Origin of the sequence: Streptomyces sp. NPDC046939, assembly GCF_040644575.1 — a bacterium.
In the GTDB taxonomy this organism is placed as follows: domain Bacteria; phylum Actinomycetota; class Actinomycetes; order Streptomycetales; family Streptomycetaceae; genus Streptomyces.
Map to the genome: position 1 here is coordinate 1 of NZ_JBEYWV010000029.1, position 16,606 is coordinate 16,606.

17 protein-coding genes are annotated in these 16,606 nt (G+C 71.4%); 12 read left to right on the forward strand and 5 right to left on the reverse strand.

Annotation, left to right across the window (positions count from 1 at the left end):
- Positions 1-96: 96 nt before the first annotated feature.
- Positions 97-1,170 (reverse strand): septation protein SepH, encoded by a 1,074-nt coding sequence (sepH, locus tag ABZ877_RS28145; RefSeq protein ID WP_361076286.1) that lies wholly within the window; start codon positions 1,168-1,170, stop codon positions 97-99.
- Positions 1,171-1,700: 530 nt separating this feature from the next.
- Here sepH and ABZ877_RS28150 point away from each other — a divergent pair.
- Entirely contained in the window at positions 1,701-2,975 is a 1,275-nt protein-coding gene (locus tag ABZ877_RS28150; RefSeq protein WP_361076289.1) for a hypothetical protein, read from the forward strand.
- A gap of 6 nt (positions 2,976-2,981) precedes the next feature.
- On the opposite strand, the gene ABZ877_RS28155 is transcribed toward ABZ877_RS28150, so the two are convergent.
- Positions 2,982-4,313, reverse strand: coding sequence for a D-arabinono-1,4-lactone oxidase (locus ABZ877_RS28155; protein WP_361076292.1), 1,332 nt, complete (start codon positions 4,311-4,313; stop codon positions 2,982-2,984).
- The gene (locus ABZ877_RS28160) at positions 4,261-5,517 is read right to left on the reverse strand and encodes an MFS transporter (protein ID WP_361076295.1); all 1,257 of its coding nucleotides are present in this window, start codon (positions 5,515-5,517) and stop codon (positions 4,261-4,263) included. Before ABZ877_RS28160 ends, ABZ877_RS28155 begins: the two co-directional genes overlap by 53 nt.
- A gap of 131 nt (positions 5,518-5,648) precedes the next feature.
- Here ABZ877_RS28160 and ABZ877_RS28165 point away from each other — a divergent pair, with 131 nt between their 5' ends.
- Together ABZ877_RS28165 and ABZ877_RS28170 are read left to right on the forward strand one after the other, a co-directional pair.
- Positions 5,649-6,788 carry a ferrochelatase gene (locus tag ABZ877_RS28165; protein WP_361076298.1) on the forward strand — a complete coding sequence of 380 codons (1,140 nt, stop codon included), beginning with the start codon at positions 5,649-5,651 and terminating at the stop codon, positions 6,786-6,788.
- 54 nt (positions 6,789-6,842) lie between these two features.
- Entirely contained in the window at positions 6,843-7,640 is a 798-nt protein-coding gene (locus tag ABZ877_RS28170; protein ID WP_361076593.1) for an inositol monophosphatase family protein, read from the forward strand.
- Positions 7,641-7,755: 115 nt separating this feature from the next.
- Here ABZ877_RS28170 and ABZ877_RS28175 read toward each other — a convergent pair whose 3' ends face one another.
- Complete coding sequence (locus ABZ877_RS28175) at positions 7,756-7,929, reverse strand: hypothetical protein (protein WP_356491039.1); 174 nt, start codon at positions 7,927-7,929, stop codon at positions 7,756-7,758.
- A 322-nt stretch (positions 7,930-8,251) separates the two neighbouring features.
- Here ABZ877_RS28175 and ABZ877_RS28180 point away from each other — a divergent pair, with 322 nt between their 5' ends.
- The 4 genes from ABZ877_RS28180 to ABZ877_RS28195 all read left to right on the forward strand — a co-directional run bounded on the left by ABZ877_RS28180 (position 8,252) and on the right by ABZ877_RS28195 (position 11,897).
- A complete protein-coding gene (locus ABZ877_RS28180; RefSeq protein WP_361076301.1) occupies positions 8,252-8,905 on the forward strand; it encodes a response regulator transcription factor in 654 nt (217 codons plus the stop codon).
- A 7-nt stretch (positions 8,906-8,912) separates the two neighbouring features.
- Positions 8,913-10,148 (forward strand): ATP-binding protein, encoded by a 1,236-nt coding sequence (locus ABZ877_RS28185; protein ID WP_361076304.1) that lies wholly within the window; start codon positions 8,913-8,915, stop codon positions 10,146-10,148.
- 428 nt (positions 10,149-10,576) lie between these two features.
- Positions 10,577-10,873 (forward strand): DUF4193 domain-containing protein, encoded by a 297-nt coding sequence (locus ABZ877_RS28190; protein ID WP_018535993.1) that lies wholly within the window; start codon positions 10,577-10,579, stop codon positions 10,871-10,873.
- A 13-nt stretch (positions 10,874-10,886) separates the two neighbouring features.
- Positions 10,887-11,897 carry a hypothetical protein gene (locus ABZ877_RS28195; protein WP_361076307.1) on the forward strand — a complete coding sequence of 337 codons (1,011 nt, stop codon included), beginning with the start codon at positions 10,887-10,889 and terminating at the stop codon, positions 11,895-11,897.
- A gap of 12 nt (positions 11,898-11,909) precedes the next feature.
- On the opposite strand, the gene ABZ877_RS28200 is transcribed toward ABZ877_RS28195, so the two are convergent.
- Positions 11,910-12,356, reverse strand: a complete 447-nt coding sequence (locus ABZ877_RS28200; RefSeq protein WP_361076309.1) for a DUF3093 domain-containing protein — start codon at positions 12,354-12,356, stop codon at positions 11,910-11,912.
- A 58-nt stretch (positions 12,357-12,414) separates the two neighbouring features.
- Here ABZ877_RS28200 and ABZ877_RS28205 point away from each other — a divergent pair, with 58 nt between their 5' ends.
- The 5 genes from ABZ877_RS28205 (at position 12,415) to ABZ877_RS28225 (ending at position 16,548) form a co-directional block, all read left to right on the forward strand.
- Positions 12,415-12,999, forward strand: a complete 585-nt coding sequence (locus ABZ877_RS28205; protein WP_361076312.1) for a PaaI family thioesterase — start codon at positions 12,415-12,417, stop codon at positions 12,997-12,999.
- Complete coding sequence (gene dut / locus ABZ877_RS28210) at positions 12,996-13,514, forward strand: dUTP diphosphatase (protein WP_361076315.1); 519 nt, start codon at positions 12,996-12,998, stop codon at positions 13,512-13,514. The genes ABZ877_RS28205 and dut overlap by 4 nt, the downstream gene beginning before the upstream one ends.
- 1 nt (position 13,515) lies before the next feature.
- Positions 13,516-14,289: a DUF3710 domain-containing protein gene (locus ABZ877_RS28215; RefSeq protein ID WP_361076318.1), complete on the forward strand. Its 774-nt coding sequence runs from the start codon at positions 13,516-13,518 to the stop codon at positions 14,287-14,289.
- A 212-nt stretch (positions 14,290-14,501) separates the two neighbouring features.
- Complete coding sequence (locus ABZ877_RS28220; protein ID WP_361076321.1) at positions 14,502-15,731, forward strand: alginate lyase family protein; 1,230 nt, start codon at positions 14,502-14,504, stop codon at positions 15,729-15,731.
- A gap of 91 nt (positions 15,732-15,822) precedes the next feature.
- The gene (locus ABZ877_RS28225; RefSeq protein WP_361076325.1) at positions 15,823-16,548 is read left to right on the forward strand and encodes an ABC transporter ATP-binding protein; all 726 of its coding nucleotides are present in this window, start codon (positions 15,823-15,825) and stop codon (positions 16,546-16,548) included.
- Positions 16,549-16,606 lie beyond the last annotated feature (58 nt).

A 16,606-nucleotide genomic window follows, 5' to 3' on the forward strand; every position in this document is an offset into this window, starting at 1 on the left:
GGGGGCGGGGGCGGCACCGGCGTACGGGGTGGTGTTGACCTGGGGGGGGGCCCGCCCCCCACTCTGGGCGCGGGCCCCAGACACGTACAGCAGTACTTACTCCTGCTTCTTGCGGCGCGTGCCGAAGACGATCTCGTCCCAGCTCGGCACCGCGGCCCGGCGTCCGGGGCGCACCCCGTCGGCCTCGGCCTGGCGGTCCGTGGTGCCGGTGAGGCGGTCCCGGTGGCCCGCGACGCTGCGCGGCATCAGCACGTCCGCGTACGCGGCTCCGGCGCCCGCCGACGCGGCGGGCGCGGCGGGCTCCTCCAGCTCCACGGCGGTGGCGGGCGGCTCCGGCTCCTCCTGCGGCGGCTCGGGGGCCGGCGCCGGACGGTCGGGCACCACGATGTCGCCGCGGTAGCTGGGCACGGCCTCCAGGAGGCTGGTCAGCGAGTCGCGCTCCGAGGAGGAGGCGATCACCGGCAGGTTCTCCTCGGCGGGCGGCTCCGGCGGCGCGGGCCGCTCCAACTGCCGGTCGAGGGCGCGGTCCAGGGGGCGGTCCCTGGGCAGCCGCGCGATCCGCGGCACGAACGGGAACGTGGGTTCGGGCGCACTGATGTCGTCGGACTCGCCGATCAGCGAGCGCGCCTCGTCGTCCACGGCCTGGACGAGCCTGCGGGGCGGGTCGTACGTCCAGCTCGCCGAGTGCGGTTCGCCCGCGACCCGGTAGACGAGCAGGACCTCCCAGGTGCCGTCGTCGCGGCGCCAGGAGTCCCATTGGACGGTCTCCTTGTCGGCGCCGCGCAGCAGCAGCCGCTCCTGCACCGCCTCGCCGAGCTGCGGCCCGGCATTCTCGCCCGGCCGGCGTACGGGGGTCTTCCTGGCACGCTCGGCCATGAAGGCGCGCTCCGCGAGCACGGGGCCCTCGAAGCGGCGCACGCGGTCCACCGGGATGCCCGCGAACTGGGCGACCTCCTCGGCGGACGCGCCTGCCCGTATGCGCGCCTGGATGTCGCGCGGGCGGAGGTGGCTCTCCACCTCGATCTCGATCTGGCCGAGGCGCGGACGGTCGCCGCGCACGGCGGCCCGGAGGCGCTCATCGATCGGAAGCGTGTACTCCGTGCTGTCCGCAGCCTTCAGCACCAGCCGTGTGCCGTCGTTAGAGACGGCCACGACACGCAGTTCGGGCATGGGGACCTCCCGGGTGGTGCCTGCCGACGTCACGTGCGTCGCTGCTTCCGCTAGTCGAGTGTGGCCTGCCCGGGTGCAGCCTGCCACAACCTTGCCGAGTTGCCCGGCGTGTCGGGCATCGGCCCGAGAGCGCCGTTATGGCACGGTTATTCGTTCGCAACGCTAAGTGACCGAACTCGGTCACCCTGTGCAACGAGCCCCCTCCCGGTGGTCTTGGAAGGCCCCGGACACCCTGGCGGGAGACCGGTCCCAGGGCTCGCAACAGTACTCCATTCGGGCCACGTGCGTGGATCGGCGCGCCGCCGAAGTTCTCGTGGCGTGCGGCAGTTGGACCCGGGGTGTCTCGGGTCTGTGCCCGATTCGCGACGGATGCGCGTGGCGTGCTTCACGGAATCTCCGGAAACGGAACTGACCGCTTCGGTCATACGTCCCCTTCTCTTGCGCCACAAGAAGTTCGCGTAGCCTCGGGGGCTTCAGTGGTTTCAGGGCCGAATGGGCGATATGTCGAGAAAGGTGGGTCGGAACCGGAGATGGGTGTGAGGCCGGACAACGTCCGCGATGAGCAAGGCGGGCAGGGTGCGCCCGAGGAGAAGAAGCGGCTGGATCTGAGCGTGCCTCAGGTGGCGGGCAGTGCCGTCGCCGCCGTCGTGGCCGCCAAGCTCGCCTCCAGCTTCGGCGTCTACGGGACGATCCTCGGGGCCGGCGTGGTCAGCGCCATCGCCACCTGTGGCGGCACCGTCTTCCAGCATTTCTTCCGCCGTACCGGCGAGCAGATACGCGACGTCGCGGTGCACACCAAGCCAAGAGGGCGGCACATACCGGTCACGGCCCAAGGCCGCCCCGTTCCGCGCACGTTCCGCTCGGACGCCACGATGGACGCCCCCGCCGAGTTTCCTGTGGACGCCACGAAGGCGATGCGTCCCGGCGCGCTGCCGACGACCACGACGTGGGGGACGGCGGCGGACGTGGCCGCCGCCGAGGGACCGGAGAGCGAGGCGACCCAGCTCCTGGACGCGGCCGACGCGGAGCGGACCCGGCTGCTCGGCACGGCGGGCGCGGACCCGGAGAAGACGCAGCTCCTGGGCGCCGCCGACCCGGAGCGGACCCGCTTGCTCGGCACGGCGGGCGCGGACCCGGACAGGACGCAGCTCCTCGGAGCCGGTGCGTCGTACACCGACGACGCCACGCGCGCGTTGCGGCCCGCGGCGGACGCGGATCTCCCGCCCGCCGGCGAGGAGTTCACCGAAGGCACCGTCCACCGCGCCCGCGTCAAGAGCTGGAAGCGGCCGCTGATCGCCGCCGCCGTCGTCTTCGGCGTCACCATGGGCGGCATCACGACGTACGAGCTGGTGGCCGGGCACAGCTTCAGCGGGGACAGCGGGAGCACCACGTTCCGGGACGCCTTCAGCGGACACCGCTCGTCCGGCGACAAGAACCGGGACGGCGACGATTCCACGCCCGGTGACACGCAGCCGTCCGACGACAGCAGCAGTGGCTCCGGCAGCGGCTCGGGGCAGAAGGGCGACGGCTCGTCCACGGGCGGCAGCGGCACGCCCACCCCGAGCCCGAGTGGCAGCGGCGGCTCGGACAAGGGCTCGGGCACGGGCTCGGACACCGGCTCCGGCACGGGGTCCGACCAGGACTCCGGCAGCGGTTCGGACACCGGCTCGGACACGGGTTCGGGCTCCGGTGACGGGAGGACGACGCCGACCCCGACGCCCACACCGACCCCGTCGCAGAGCACGGGGCCGAGCGCGGACACCGGGTCGGGTGCGGGCTCGGGCCGGCAGAGCCCGGCGCAGTAGCGGACGTCAGTCGCCGAGGACCCGGCGCAGGTAGGCGTTGCCGAAGAGGCGGTCCGGGTCCAGGCGGTCGCGCACCTGCGCGAACTCGCCGAAGCGCGGGTACGCCTCCGCGAAGTACGCCGCGTCACGCGTGTGCATCTTGCCCCAGTGCGGACGACCGTCGTGCGCGGTGAAGATCCGCTCGGCGGCCGTGAAGTACCGCTGGAACGGGGTGCCCTTGTACATGTGGACCGCGATGTACGCGCTGTCGCGGCCGGACGCCGTGGACAGCGCGATGTCGTCGGCGGGGGCGGTGCGGACCTCCACGGGGAAGCTGATCCGCAGGTTCGAGCGGTCCACCATGGACTTCAGCTCCCGCAGCGTCTCCACGAGCGCCTCGCGCGGAACGGCGTACTCCATCTCCACGAAGCGCACCCGGCGCGGAGATGTGAAGACCTTGTAGGGAATGTCGGTGTAGGTCCGCGCGGAGAGCGCCTTGCTGGAGATCTTGGCGATCGCCGGGATCGTGGCGGGCACCGCGCGGCCGACCGTGTTGACCACCTGGAAGAGGCTGTTGGAGAGCAGCTCGTCCTCGATGAAGCCGTTGATCCGTGAGACGGGCGCCTCGGGACCGGCGCTGCGGTTGTTGCGCTTGGTGTTGCAGTTGCCGGTGTGCGGGAACCAGTAGAACTCGAAGTGCTCGTTCTCCGCGTGCAGCGCGTCGAAGTCCGCCATGACCTGGTCGAAGCCCATCGGCTCCTCCCGCGCGGTGAGCAGGAAGAGCGGCTCGACGGCGAAGGTGAGGGCCGTGATGATGCCGAGCGCGCCGATCCCGATCCGGGCGGCCGCGAAGACCTCGGGGTTCTCCTTCTCGGAACAGGTGAGCAGCTCCCCGCTCGCCGTCACCAGTTCGAGCCCCTTGATCTGCGCGGCGATCGACGCCGACTCGCGGCCCGTGCCGTGGGTGCCGGTGCTGGTGGCGCCCGACACGGTCTGCTCCATGATGTCGCCCATGTTGGTGAGCGACAGGCCCTCACGGGCGAGGGCCACATTGAGCCGCTTGAGCGGAGTGCCCGCCTCGACCGTAACCGTCATGTTGGTGCGGTCAATGGTGCGGATGCCGGTCAACAGTTGAGGGCGTATCAACAGCCCGTCAGTGGCCGCGGCCGCCGTGAAGGAGTGGCCCGTGCCGACCGCCTTCACCTTCAGGCCATCCTCCGCCGCCCGGCGCACCGCCGCGGACAGCTCCTCCACCGAGGCGGGCGTCACCTCCCGCGCGGGGCGCGCGGTGACGTTCCCCGCCCAGTTACGCCACGCCGCGCCGCTCCTCGCGCCGCTGCTCGTCTGCGCCGTGCTCATCCGTAGTCCCTCCCCGCCGCGGAACCGGCTGCTTCAGCCGGCGGTAGCCGAGGAACGCGACCAGGACCGCGACGGCGCCGGCGACCCCCGGAACCCCGTACCCGGCCTTCGCACCGGCGGCATCGATCACCCAGCCGGCCACGGAGGAGCCGAGCGCGACACCGACCGCGAGCCCGGTGCTCACCCAGGTCATGCCCTCGGTCAGTTTCGCGCGTGGTACGTGCTGCTCGACGAGGGCCATCGTCGTGATCATCGTCGGTGCGATGGACAGGCCCGCAACGAAGAGCGCCACGGCCAGAAACGCCAGGTTCCCGACCAGTTGGAGGGGGATCATACTCACGGCCATCGCCACGACCCCAAGGAGCCACCGGCGCGCGGGCGCGCCCGCGAAGTGCAGCAGGCCGAACACGGCGCCCGCGACGCAGGACCCGGCCGCATACACGGCGAGCACCACACTGGCCAGCGACTTGTGGCCCTGGTCCTCGGCGAAGGCCACCGTCACCACGTCGACCGCGCCGAAGATCGCGCCCGTCGCCACGAACGTGGCCACCAGGACCTGCAGCCCGCGCGCGCGGAGCGCCGATCCGCCGCCGTCCTGTGCGCGGGGGTGCGGCGCCGGTTCCGTGGCGCGCTGGGCCGTCAGCCAGAAGACGCCCGCCGCGAGGAAGCAGCCCGCGAGGAGCGGCCCCGCCTCGGGGAACCAGGCCGTGGACAGACCGATCGAGATGATCGGCCCGAAGATGAAGCACACCTCGTCGATCACGGACTCGAAGGAGTACGCCGTGTGCAGTTGGCGCGGCGTGCTCTCGTACAGGGCCGCCCACCGGGCACGGATCATCGAGCCGACGCTGGGGACGCAGCCGATGAACGCGGCGCACAGGAACAGCGTCCAGTCCGGGGCCTCGTACTTCGCGCACAGCAGCAGCGCGGCGACCGCGACGAGCGAGACCAGCGTGGCCGGGCGCAGCACGCGCCGCTGACCGTGCTGGTCGACCAGGCGCGAGATCTGCGGCCCGATCACGGCGGCGGACAGCGCCACCGTCGCGGAGAGGGCGCCCGCGAGGCCGTAGCGGCCGGTGAGCTGCGAGACCATGGTCACGATGCCGATGCCCATCATGGACAGGGGCATCCGGCCCAGGAACCCGGCCAGCGAGAAGCTCTTGGTGCCGGGCAGGGCGAAAATGGCGCGGTAGGGGCTGGGCAACGGGTCTCCGGCGGAAAGGTGCGGGGCGTAAGGGGCGCGTCGCGGGTGCGGCCGATACAGCTTACGCGTGTCAGGGGCCGGGCGGCATGGCAGTTCTCCGCCTGTCAGTGGCGGGTGGCAGGATCGAGGGCATGCCAGACGCGCTCGCTGCCAGCCTTGATGCCCGCCCCTACGACGCCTTGCTGCTCCTCTCGTTCGGAGGCCCCGAGGGCCCGGACGACGTGGTCCCGTTCCTGGAGAACGTGACGCGGGGCCGCGGCATCCCCAAGGAGCGGCTCAAGGAAGTCGGTCAGCACTACTTCCTGTTCGGCGGGGTCAGCCCGATCAACGACCAGAACAGGGCGCTGCTCGACGCCCTGCGCAAGGACTTCGCCGAGCACGGCCTGGACCTGCCGGTCTACTGGGGCAACAGGAACTGGGCGCCGTATCTGACCGACACCCTGCGCGAGATGGTCACCGACGGACACCGCCGCATCCTCGTCCTCGCCACCAGCGCGTACGCCTCGTATTCGGGGTGCCGCCAGTACCGCGAGAACCTCGCCGAGTCCCTGGCCGCCCTGGAGGCCGAGGGCTTGGAGCTGCCGAGGATCGACAAGCTGCGGCACTACTTCAACCACCCCGGCTTCGTGCGCCCCATGGTCGACGGCGTCCTGAAGTCCCTCGCGGAGCTGCCCGAGGACGTCCGCGACGGCGCCCACATCGCCTTCAGTACGCACTCCATCCCGACCGCGGCGGCCGACACGTCCGGACCCGTCGAGGAGCACGGAGACGGCGGCGCGTACGTCAGGCAGCACCTGGACGTAGCGAAGCTGATCGCGGACGCCGTGCGCGAGGAGACCGGCGTCGATCACCCCTGGCAGCTCGTCTACCAGTCGCGCTCCGGCGCCCCGCACATCCCGTGGCTGGAGCCCGACATCTGCGACCACCTGGAGGAGCGGCACGCCGCGGGCGTCCCGGCCGTCGTCATGGCCCCCATCGGCTTCGTCTCGGACCACATGGAGGTCCTGTACGACCTCGACACCGAGGCCACCGCCAAGGCCGGGGAGCTGGGCCTGCCGGTGCGCCGCTCCGCGACCGTCGGCGCCGATCCGCGCTTCGCCGCCGCCGTGCGGGAGCTGGTCGTGGAGCGCGCCGCGCGCGAGAGCGGGAAGGACGTCGCGCCGTGCGCCCTGGGCGCGCTCGGCGCCAGCCACGACCTGTGCCCCGTGGGCTGCTGCCCCGCCCGCGCCCCCAAGCCCGCCGCCGCGGGCGCCGACAGCCCGTACGCGTAAGGAACCGCCGTGACCGACCACAAGGCCGACGCGATCGACGACCGCGAGACCGACCTGCGCGCTCTGAAGGCCGAACTGCTCGATGTCGCCCTGGAGGCCGCCGCCCGCGCCGGGGCCTTCCTGCGCGACGGGCGCCCCGCCGACCTCGGCGTCGCCGCCACCAAGACCAGCGCCGTCGACGTGGTGACCGAGATGGACATCGCCTCCGAGAAGCTGATCACGGACTACCTGGCCGAGCGCCGCCCCCAGGACGGCGTCCTCGGCGAGGAGGGCGCCTCCCGCGAGGGCACCAGCGGCGTCCAGTGGGTGATCGACCCCATCGACGGCACCGTCAACTACCTGTACGGCCGCCCCGAGTGGTCCGTCTCCATCGCGGCCCGCAAGGACGGCGAGACCCTCGTCGGCGTCGTCGCGGCACCCCTGCGCGGCGAGACCTACCGCGCCGTCCTGGGGGAGGGGACCTTCGTCAACGACCTGGCCGCCCACGCGCGCGTGGCGCCGCCTTTCGCACAGGCCCTGGTCGGCACCGGATTCGGCTACCTGGAGACGCGCAGAGCCCATCAGGCCGACGTCGTACGGGAATTGGTCCCCCAGGTGCGTGACATCCGGCGCGGCGGCTCGGCCGCGATCGACCTGTGCGACGTGGCCCTGGGCCGCCTGGACGCGTACTACGAGCGCGGCCTCAACCCCTGGGACTACGCGGCGGGCGACCTGATCGCGCGGGAGGCGGGTGTCCTGACCGGCGGACGCCCCGGCGAGCCCGTCTCGCCCGAGCTGACGGTCGCCGCGCCCCCCGGCCTCTTCGAGCAGCTCCAGAACCGCCTGGAGGAGCTTGGCGCCTGGCACGACTGACCCGCCGGGCCGCGGACACACGGAAGGGCCCCGGCGCCCGCCTGGATCGATATCAGGCGCCGGGGCCCTTCCCTGTGTCCGTGCTGTCTGTGCGTGTCCGTGCGTGAACCGGTGGTCAGGCGCTCGCGGCGTGGATCTCCACGCCGTGCTCGGCGGCGAGGCGGTGGAGGTCGTCCAGCTCGCCCTGCTCGACCTCGGCAAGGAAGTCGTCGCCGGTCTCGCGCGCCAGCGTGAGGTCGGACTCGGCCGCCTTTATGCGCTGCAGAAGTCCTGCGGTGAATGCGTCCATGGTTGCGCCCCCTCGTCCTGGGTCGTGGGTCGGTGGCACGGGGGTGTGCCCTGTGGAAGGGGCGATCACGTCCCCGGCCGCTCGGCGGCCGGCAGCTCGTGGCACGCCACATACAAGCGTGATCGCGGGTGTAAACCCGTCCTCCCCCACCGCCCTCGCGGGGAAACCTCGCCGAGCCGGAAAAAACCGGCCTGCCCGTGCGCCCGCCGCCTTACAGCCGGTTTATGGCCGAAAGGGGCAGGATGGAGGCTCACACCCCAGGAAAAGATCTGCCCGCGCGCGCCCGAACCCGCCCGCGGGCGGCCAGAGGAAGGACAGCGACGTGCGCGTACTCGTCGTCGAGGACGAGCAACTGCTCGCCGATGCGGTGGCCACCGGACTGCGCCGGGAGGCCATGGCCGTCGACGTCGTGTACGACGGTGCGGCCGCTTTGGAGCGCATCGGCGTCAACGACTACGACGTGGTCGTCCTCGACCGCGACCTCCCGCTCGTGCACGGCGACGACGTGGCCCGCAGGCTCGTCGAGCTGGGCATGCCCACCCGCATCCTGATGCTCACCGCCTCGGGCGACGTCAGCGACCGCGTGGAGGGCCTGGAGCTGGGCGCCGACGACTATCTGCCGAAGCCCTTCGCCTTCACCGAGCTGACGGCCCGCGTCCGGGCCCTCGGACGCCGGACGAGCGTGCCGCTGCCGCCCGTCCTGGAGCGCGCCGGGATCAAGCTCGACCCCAACCGGCGCGAGGTGTTCCGTGACGGCAAGGAGATCCAGCTCGCCCCCAAGGAGTTCGCCGTCCTGGAGGTGCTGCTGCGCAGCGAGGGCGCCGTCGTCTCCGCCGAGCAGCTCCTGGAGAAGGCCTGGGACGAGAACACGGACCCGTTCACCAATGTCGTGCGCGTCACCGTGATGACGCTGCGCCGCAAGCTCGGCGAGCCCGCGGTCATCGTCACGGTGCCCGGCTCCGGCTACCGGATCTGATCCCTCCATGGCCGCCGCCCCCGCGCCCCCCGGCGCCCCGCCGAAGCCGACCTGGAAGCCCGGCGCGAAGGTCGAACCGCCCTTCCCCTGGCTCCGCCCCACCATCCGCATACGGCTCACGCTGCTGTACGGCGGCATGTTCCTCATCGCGGGCATCCTGCTGCTCTCGATCATCTACATGCTCGCCGCGCAGGCGCTCAACGTGGGCAGCGAGCTGCCGTTCAAGATCATCAATCGGCAGCTGGTCAGCTCCGTCTGCACCTTCCCGTCCAGCCCCACGGACGGCCAGCTGAACGACGCCCTGAACGACTGCGTCAACCAACAGCGCCAGCACGCCCTGGACGTCCTGCTGAGCCGCTCCCTGATGGCGCTGCTCGGCCTCGCGATCATCGCCTTCGCCTTCGGGTACGCGATGGCGGGCCGCGTCCTGTCCCCGCTCGGCCGCATCACGCGCACCGCGCGCCGCGTGGCCGGCTCGGACCTGACGCGCCGCATCGAGCTGGACGGCCCGGACGACGAGCTCAAGGAGCTGTCGGACACCTTCGACGAGATGCTCGACCGCCTGGAGCGGGCCTTCACCGCGCAGCAGCGCTTCGTCGGCAACGCCTCGCACGAGCTGCGCACCCCGCTCGCCATCAACCGCACCCTCCTGGAGGTCCACCTCTCGGACCCGGGCGCCCCGGTCGAGCTCCAGCAGCTCGGCAAGACGCTGCTCGCCACGAACGAGCGCAGCGAACAGCTCGTCGAGGGGCTGCTGCTGCTCGCCCGCAGCGACAACCAGATCGTCGAGCGCAAGCCGGTGGACCTCGCCGAGGTCGCCGCGCAGGCGATCGACCAGGCCAGATCCGAGGCCGAGGAGAAGGGCGTGGAGATCCGCGGTGAGCGCAAGGAGGCGGTCGTCCAGGGCAACGGCGTCCTGCTCGAGCGCATCGCGATGAACCTTGTGCAGAACGCGATCCGGTACAACGTGGCGGAGGACGGCTGGGTCGAGGTGCACACCGAGGCCCAGCACGGCCAGGCCGTCCTGCTCGTCACCAACACGGGTCCGGTCGTCCCCGCGTACGAGATCGACAACCTCTTCGAGCCGTTCCGGCGGCTGCGCACCGAGCGCACGGGCAGCGACAAGGGTGTGGGTCTCGGCCTGTCCATCGCCCGCTCGGTCGCGCGCGCCCACGGTGGCCGGATCAGCGCGGTTCCCCGCGAAGGGGGTGGCCTCGTGATGCGTGTCACGCTGCCGACGTAGGACCGGTTCGGCGTGCGACGGACCTGCGGATCTGACATGCTTCCGCCGACGCTCCGCAGGGGTTCGCTTATAGCGGAATTTTCGGGAGATGCACCTGAGGAGGCCGTGTGTGATCGGTCACAAGGCCGTTATCGCCGTTCTCCACACTCCGTGATCGCAAAAGCCGCCAGAAAGCCGGAAAATCCGAGTTTTCGGGCACCTTGATCACGGGAAGTACACGGGGTGGCGCCCGTGCGGAGCGAAATCGGACGGTGTACGGTCCGGTTCGCCACCCAAGCTGATCACCACCAAGGGGTCCGGTTGGGTGTCGATTGAGTAACAGACCTTGATGTGAGGCAAAATCTCCGCCTCAGGTCGGGCACAAGTCCGGCCTCTCATGCGTTACGTGCGCTGAGACACCGCATACACCCAGAGGGGGAGAGCGCGACATGGCAACGGATTACGACACCCCACGCAAGACCGATGACGACCTCAACGAGGACAGCATCGAAGAGCTGAAGTCCCGGCGGAACGACAAGTCGGCGTCCAATGTGGACGTGGACGAGTTCGAGGCGGCCGAGGGCCTGGAGCTCCCGGGCGCCGACCTCTCCAACGAGGAGCTGGCCGTCCGCGTCCTGCCCAAGCAGCAGGACGAGTTCACCTGCATGAGCTGCTTCCTGGTGCACCACCGCAGCCAGCTCGCGCGGGAGAAGAACGGCCAGCCGATCTGCCGCGACTGCGACTGAGGTGGGGTCGGGCATGAGTGGCTCGACCCCGCCCTGGAAACGCCGTGTCCGGATCAGGCGCTGGGACGCGGCACACAGCCCGTCGAAGGGCGCGCGTGACGACGACGAGCGGGGCTCTGCCACCGGTGAAGACGGTGCAGGCGCCTCGCTCGAAGCCGCTCACGCGCCCGAGGTGACGGGTGAGCCGGCGGCGGCCGGCGTCGTGGACCAGCGCGACGCCGACGCGGCCGACATCATCGACACGGCCGGTCCCGACGCACGGCCGGCCCGACGCCGGGCGAGCGCCGTGCGCGACGGCGTCCGCAGGACCGGCAGCGTCGCGAGAGCCGGGATGGTCAAGGGCGGCAGCGCCGCCAGGACCGGACTGGTGAAGGGCGGCACCGCCGCCAGAGCCGGCCTCGGCCATCTCGCCGACCGGATCATCGACATCGCCCCGCGCGTGCCCGTACGGGACCTCGCGACCCTGCGCAGACAGTTCCCGGGCCTCGGCCCCGAGGACCTCGCCGACAAGCTCGTCTCCGGGGCGGCGGCCGCCACCTCCACGGTGGGTGCCGGAGTCGGCGCGGCCGCGATGCTGCCCGTACCGCCCGCGATGTCCGCCGAGCTGGCCGCGGAGATCACGGGCGTCGCCGCGATCGAGCTGAAGCTGATCGCCGAACTCCACGAGGTCTACGGCCTGCGGCCCAAGGGCAACCTCATGGACCGCAGCGGCGCCTACCTCGCCTCCTGGTCGCAGGAGCGCGGCATCGACATCGCGAAACCCACCACGTACAACAACGCGCTCGGCGGCCAGATGAAGCGCGAGCTGCGCCAGCAGATCATGAAGCGGATGCTGCGCGACGTGCCGATGCTCATGCCGTTCCTGGTCGGCGCCGTGGTCGGCGGGGCCATGAACCGCCGGGACACCAAGCGCCTCGCCGAGCGGGTCCGCAAGGACCTGCGCCGCTTCCAGGTGCCCTGGGACGCCCTGCCCGAGCTGCCGCCGCTCGCGACGCCCAAGGACGCCCTCGAGATCGAGGACTGAGCCCCGCCCGGCTCAGGCGCCCAGCGCCTTCGCCAGAGCTTCGGGCTCACGCGTCGACAGATAGACGTACGGCGTCGGGTCCGTCGGATCCGTGATCTCCGCGCGCACCGCTGTCGGCACATAACTGCGCAGCACCATGAACGCGCGCGGGTCCGCCTTGTACGTACGCCAGGCGCGCGCCTCCTCCGCGTCCAGGATCTCCACCGCGCCCAGCGCCGACAGCGGGATCTTCGCGTCGCCCGCGACCAGCGAACCGGCCACCACGCGAATGCGGATCGAGCCGTACTGGCTGGTGATCACGGCCGCGACGAGCAGGCCGCCGACGAAGCCGCCGAGCAGGGGAAGCGTGCCGAAGGGCAGCGCGGTCAGACCGCAGGCGACGCCCACCAGGAAGCTCACCAGCCACCACGAACGGGGGGCGGTGAGGCGTTCTTCGTAAGGCGTCGTCGAGAGCTCCATGAGGCCAAGCTTGGCACGATGCGTCACTGGGTAGGGCGCGCGGGTAAGGTCTGCGCCTGTGAGTGGTACTTCAGCAGCTCTGACGCCCCCCGCCGACGCCATAGCGCCCGTGCGGCACCCCGACGCTCCCGCCCCGGGAGAGCTCCTCGGCGCGCACTACGGACACTGTTTCGGCTGCGGCGGCGAGCAGCCGCACGGACTGCACCTGGAGGCGCGCGCCGGTGACGGCGTCAGCGTCACCGCGGAGTTCACCGTGCGCGCCGCCCACCAGGGCGCGCCCGGCCTCGCGCACGGCGGCATCCTCGCCACCGCGCTCGACGAGACGCTGGGGTCGCTGAACTGGCTGCTGCGCGTCATCGCCGTGACCGGCCGCCTGGAGACGGACTTCGTGCGGCCCGTGCCCGTGGACACCGTGCTGTATCTGTCCGCCGAGGTCACCGCGGTCGCCGGGCGCAAGATCTACTCGACCGCCACCGGCCGGATCGGCGGCCCCGACGGGCCCGTCGCGGTCCGGGCCGACGCCCTCTTCATCGAGGTCAAGGTCGACCACTTCATCGACAACGGCCGCCCGGAGGAGATCCAGGCGGCCATGAGCGACCCGGACCAGCTCCGGCGCGCCCGCGCCTTCGAGGTGAACCCGTGACCCAGCCGCTGGACGTGCTCATCCGGCGCGTCGACCCCGACGTACCGCTGCCCGCGTACGAGCATCCGGGCGACGCGGGCGCGGACCTGCGCACCACCGAGGCGTGCGAACTGGCACCCGGCGAGCGCGTGGTCCTGCCCACCGGGGTGTCTGTCGCGCTGCCCGAGGGGTACGCGGCCTTCGTGCACCCACGGTCCGGTCTCGCCGCGCGCTGCGGTGTCGCTCTGGTGAATGCCCCAGGGACGGTGGATGCCGGGTACCGTGGGGAGATCAAGGTGATCGTGGTGAATCTCGACCCGCGCGAGAGCGTGCGGTTCGAGCGTTTCGACCGGATTGCCCAACTGGTCGTCCAGCAGGTCGAGAGGGTGCGCTTCCACGAGGTGGCCCAGCTTCCCGACTCCGCTCGGGCCGAGGGGGGCTTCGGGTCCACGGGCGGACACGCCTCCGTGGGCACGGACGGTCAAAAGGGTGGGAATCGATACGCTTCGGTCGTATCCGACCGGGAAGGACAGTGACGTGTTCGGACGTCGCAAGAAGAACAGCTCCGCTGACGACGCAGTGGACGCGGCGGGCGAGGCCGAGCAGGTCGACGGTGTCGACAGTGCCGACACGGGCGCCGAGGGGGAGCCGGAGCGCGTCCGGCTCGAGCCCGAGCCGCGCCCCGACGGGCCCTGGGACTCGACCGAGGTCCGCGACCCCGGCGAGGGCCGGGTCGACCTGGGCGGGCTCTTCGTCCCCGGTGTGGAGGGCATGGAGCTGCGCGTGGAGGTCGCCGGTGACGCCATCGTCGCCGCGACCGTCGTCCTCCAGGACAGCGCGGTGCAGTTGCAGGCCTTCGCCGCCCCCAAGAAGGAGGGCATCTGGGGCGAGGTCCGCGAGGAGATCGCCAACGGCATCACGCAGCAGGGCGGTGTGATCGACGAGGTCGAGGGCCCGCTCGGCTGGGAGCTGCGGGCCCAGGTGCCGGTGCAGCTGCCGGACGGCACGGGCGGCTTCCAGGTCGTCCGGTTCATCGGTGTGGACGGACCGCGCTGGTTCCTGCGCGGTGTCATCTCGGGCCAGGGCGCGGTGCAGCCGCAGGCGGCCGGGCTCCTCGAGCAGATCTTCCGGGACACGGTCGTGGTCCGCGGCGACGGTCCGATGGCCCCGCGCGACCCGATCGTCCTGAAGCTCCCCGAGGACGCCCAGATGGTCGCCGAGGGCGCCGGTCAGGAGTCCGGCGAGGGCTCGCGCTTCTCCGGCGGCATGGGGCAGCTGGCCCGCGGCCCGGAGATCACCGAGGTCCGCTGACAGGTTTTACGTACAACGGCCGGGGCCGCGCATCCCACAGGGTGCGCGGCCCCGGCCGTTGCCGTGCGCGCGGTGCGCCGCCCAACTGCCTTTCTTTTCTCACCCCTTGACGGAAGCATGGTCCGTACCTAGGGTCACCGGCCAACGCCGTGGTTCATATCGGCGCCCGACGTTCACATACAAGAACGTCGGCAACGTCCATACGAGAACGGATGGCCCCCACCATGCAGGCTCGCCCCACGCTTCACCGCAGAACGCGTCCCGCCCTGCTTGCCACGCTCGTCACCGCCGTCACCGCGCTCGTCGCCGGTGTCGTCACCGGCCCCGGCGCCGTCCGCGCCGACGCCGCCCCCGCCACGTTCGCCCACCCCGGAGTCACCGTCTCCAAGGGGCAGCTCGACTTCGCCAAGGCCAAGGTCGACGCCGGGGCGCAGCCCTGGAAGAGCGCCTTCGACCAGATGATGGCCAGCAAGTACGCGGACCTGAACCGCACGCCCAAGCCGCGCGCCACCGTTGAGTGCGGCTCGTACTCCAACCCGAACTACGGCTGCACCGACGAGCGCGAGGACGCGATAGCCGCCTACACCGACGCCCTCGCCTGGTACTTCACGCGCGACGAGCGGTACGCGAAGAAGTCCATCGCCCTCATGGACGCCTGGTCCGGGACGATCAAGGAGCACACCAACAGCAACGCGCCCCTGCAGACCGGCTGGGCCGGCTCCTCCTGGCCCAGGGCCGCGGAGATCATCAAGTACACGTACACCGGCGGCTGGGCCAACGAGGGCCGCTTCCGGACCATGCTGCGCGACGTGTACCTGCCCAAGGTGATCAACGGCTCCAACTCCAACGGGAACTGGGAGCTGTCGATGATGGAGGCCGCCGTCGGCATCTCCGTCTTCCTGGAGGACAAGGCGTCCTACGACAAGGCGATGGCGAAGTTCCGTACGCGGACGGCCGCGTACATCTATCTGGAGTCGGACGGCGCGCTGCCCAAGACCGTGCCGAGCCAGAACCTGGACACCAAGGCGAAGATCGTCAACTACTGGCAAGGTCAGTCAACCTTCATGACCGGGTTGACGCAGGAGACCTGCCGCGACTTCACCCACACCGGATACGGCATCTCCGCCATCTCCCACATCGCCGAGACCAGCCGCATCCAGGGCCAGGACCTGTACGGCACCGACGTCGGCGAGCGCCTGCGGCAGGCGCTCGGCTTCCAGGCCAAGTACGAGCTCGGCACGGCGGTGCCCAGTTCACTGTGCGGCGGCAGCGTCAACCGCGGCCTCGGCCCCATCACCGAGGTCGGCTACAACGCCCTGCACACCCGGCTCGGCACGGCCATGACCAACACCCAGAAGCTGACCGAGCAGCAGCGCCCCGCCGGCTCCAACAACCTGTTCGTCGCCTGGGAGACCCTCACCCACGCCGAGAACCCCAGCTGACGGACGCCCCGCCCCCCGCCATTGCCCGGCCGGGCGCCGCGTGACCATACTGGCGCCCGGCCGGGAACGCACGTACGGGGGAGCACAGCGCATGACCGAGAGCACCGAGGCGGGGGCCGCCGTCCTCGACCGGAGCGGCCACGGGCCCATGGTCGTCGTGCGCGACCTCCACCGCTCCTACGGGAGCGGCGCCGCCGCGGTGCACGCCCTGCGCGGCGTCTCCTTCGAGGTGCCGCGCGGCGAACTCGTCGCCCTCAAGGGCCGCTCGGGATCCGGCAAGACCACCCTGCTCAACCTCGTCGGCGGCCTCGACGAGCCGGACAGCGGACGCATCGAGGTCGACGGGCAGGACCTCGCCGGCCTCGGCGAGAAAGGGCTCCTGAAGCTGCGCCGGGACCGCATCGGCTTCATCTTCCAGTCCTTCGGGCTCATCCCGATCCTCACCGCCGCCGAGAACGTCGGCGTCCCCATGCGGCTGCGCAAGGCACCGGTGCGCGAGCGCGAGGAACGCGTCGAACTGCTGCTCGGCCTCGTCGGGCTCGCGGACCACGCCAAGCAGCGCCCCGGCGAACTCTCCGGCGGACAGCAGCAGCGCGTCGCCATCGCCCGCGCCCTCGCCAACAAGCCGGCCCTGCTCATCGCCGACGAGCCGACCGGGCAGCTCGACGCCGAGACCGGGCTCGCCGTCATGGAACTGCTGCGCGCCGTCGTGCGCGGCGAGCACGTCACCGCGCTCGTCGCCACCCACGACACGACCCTGCTCGGCCTCGCCGACCGCGTCCTCGAACTGAGTGACGGCGAGATCGTCGAGCGCTGAACCGCCCGCCGCGTCGCCCGCGCGGCATCAGGGTTGCGTCAAAGACACCCGCCCACCA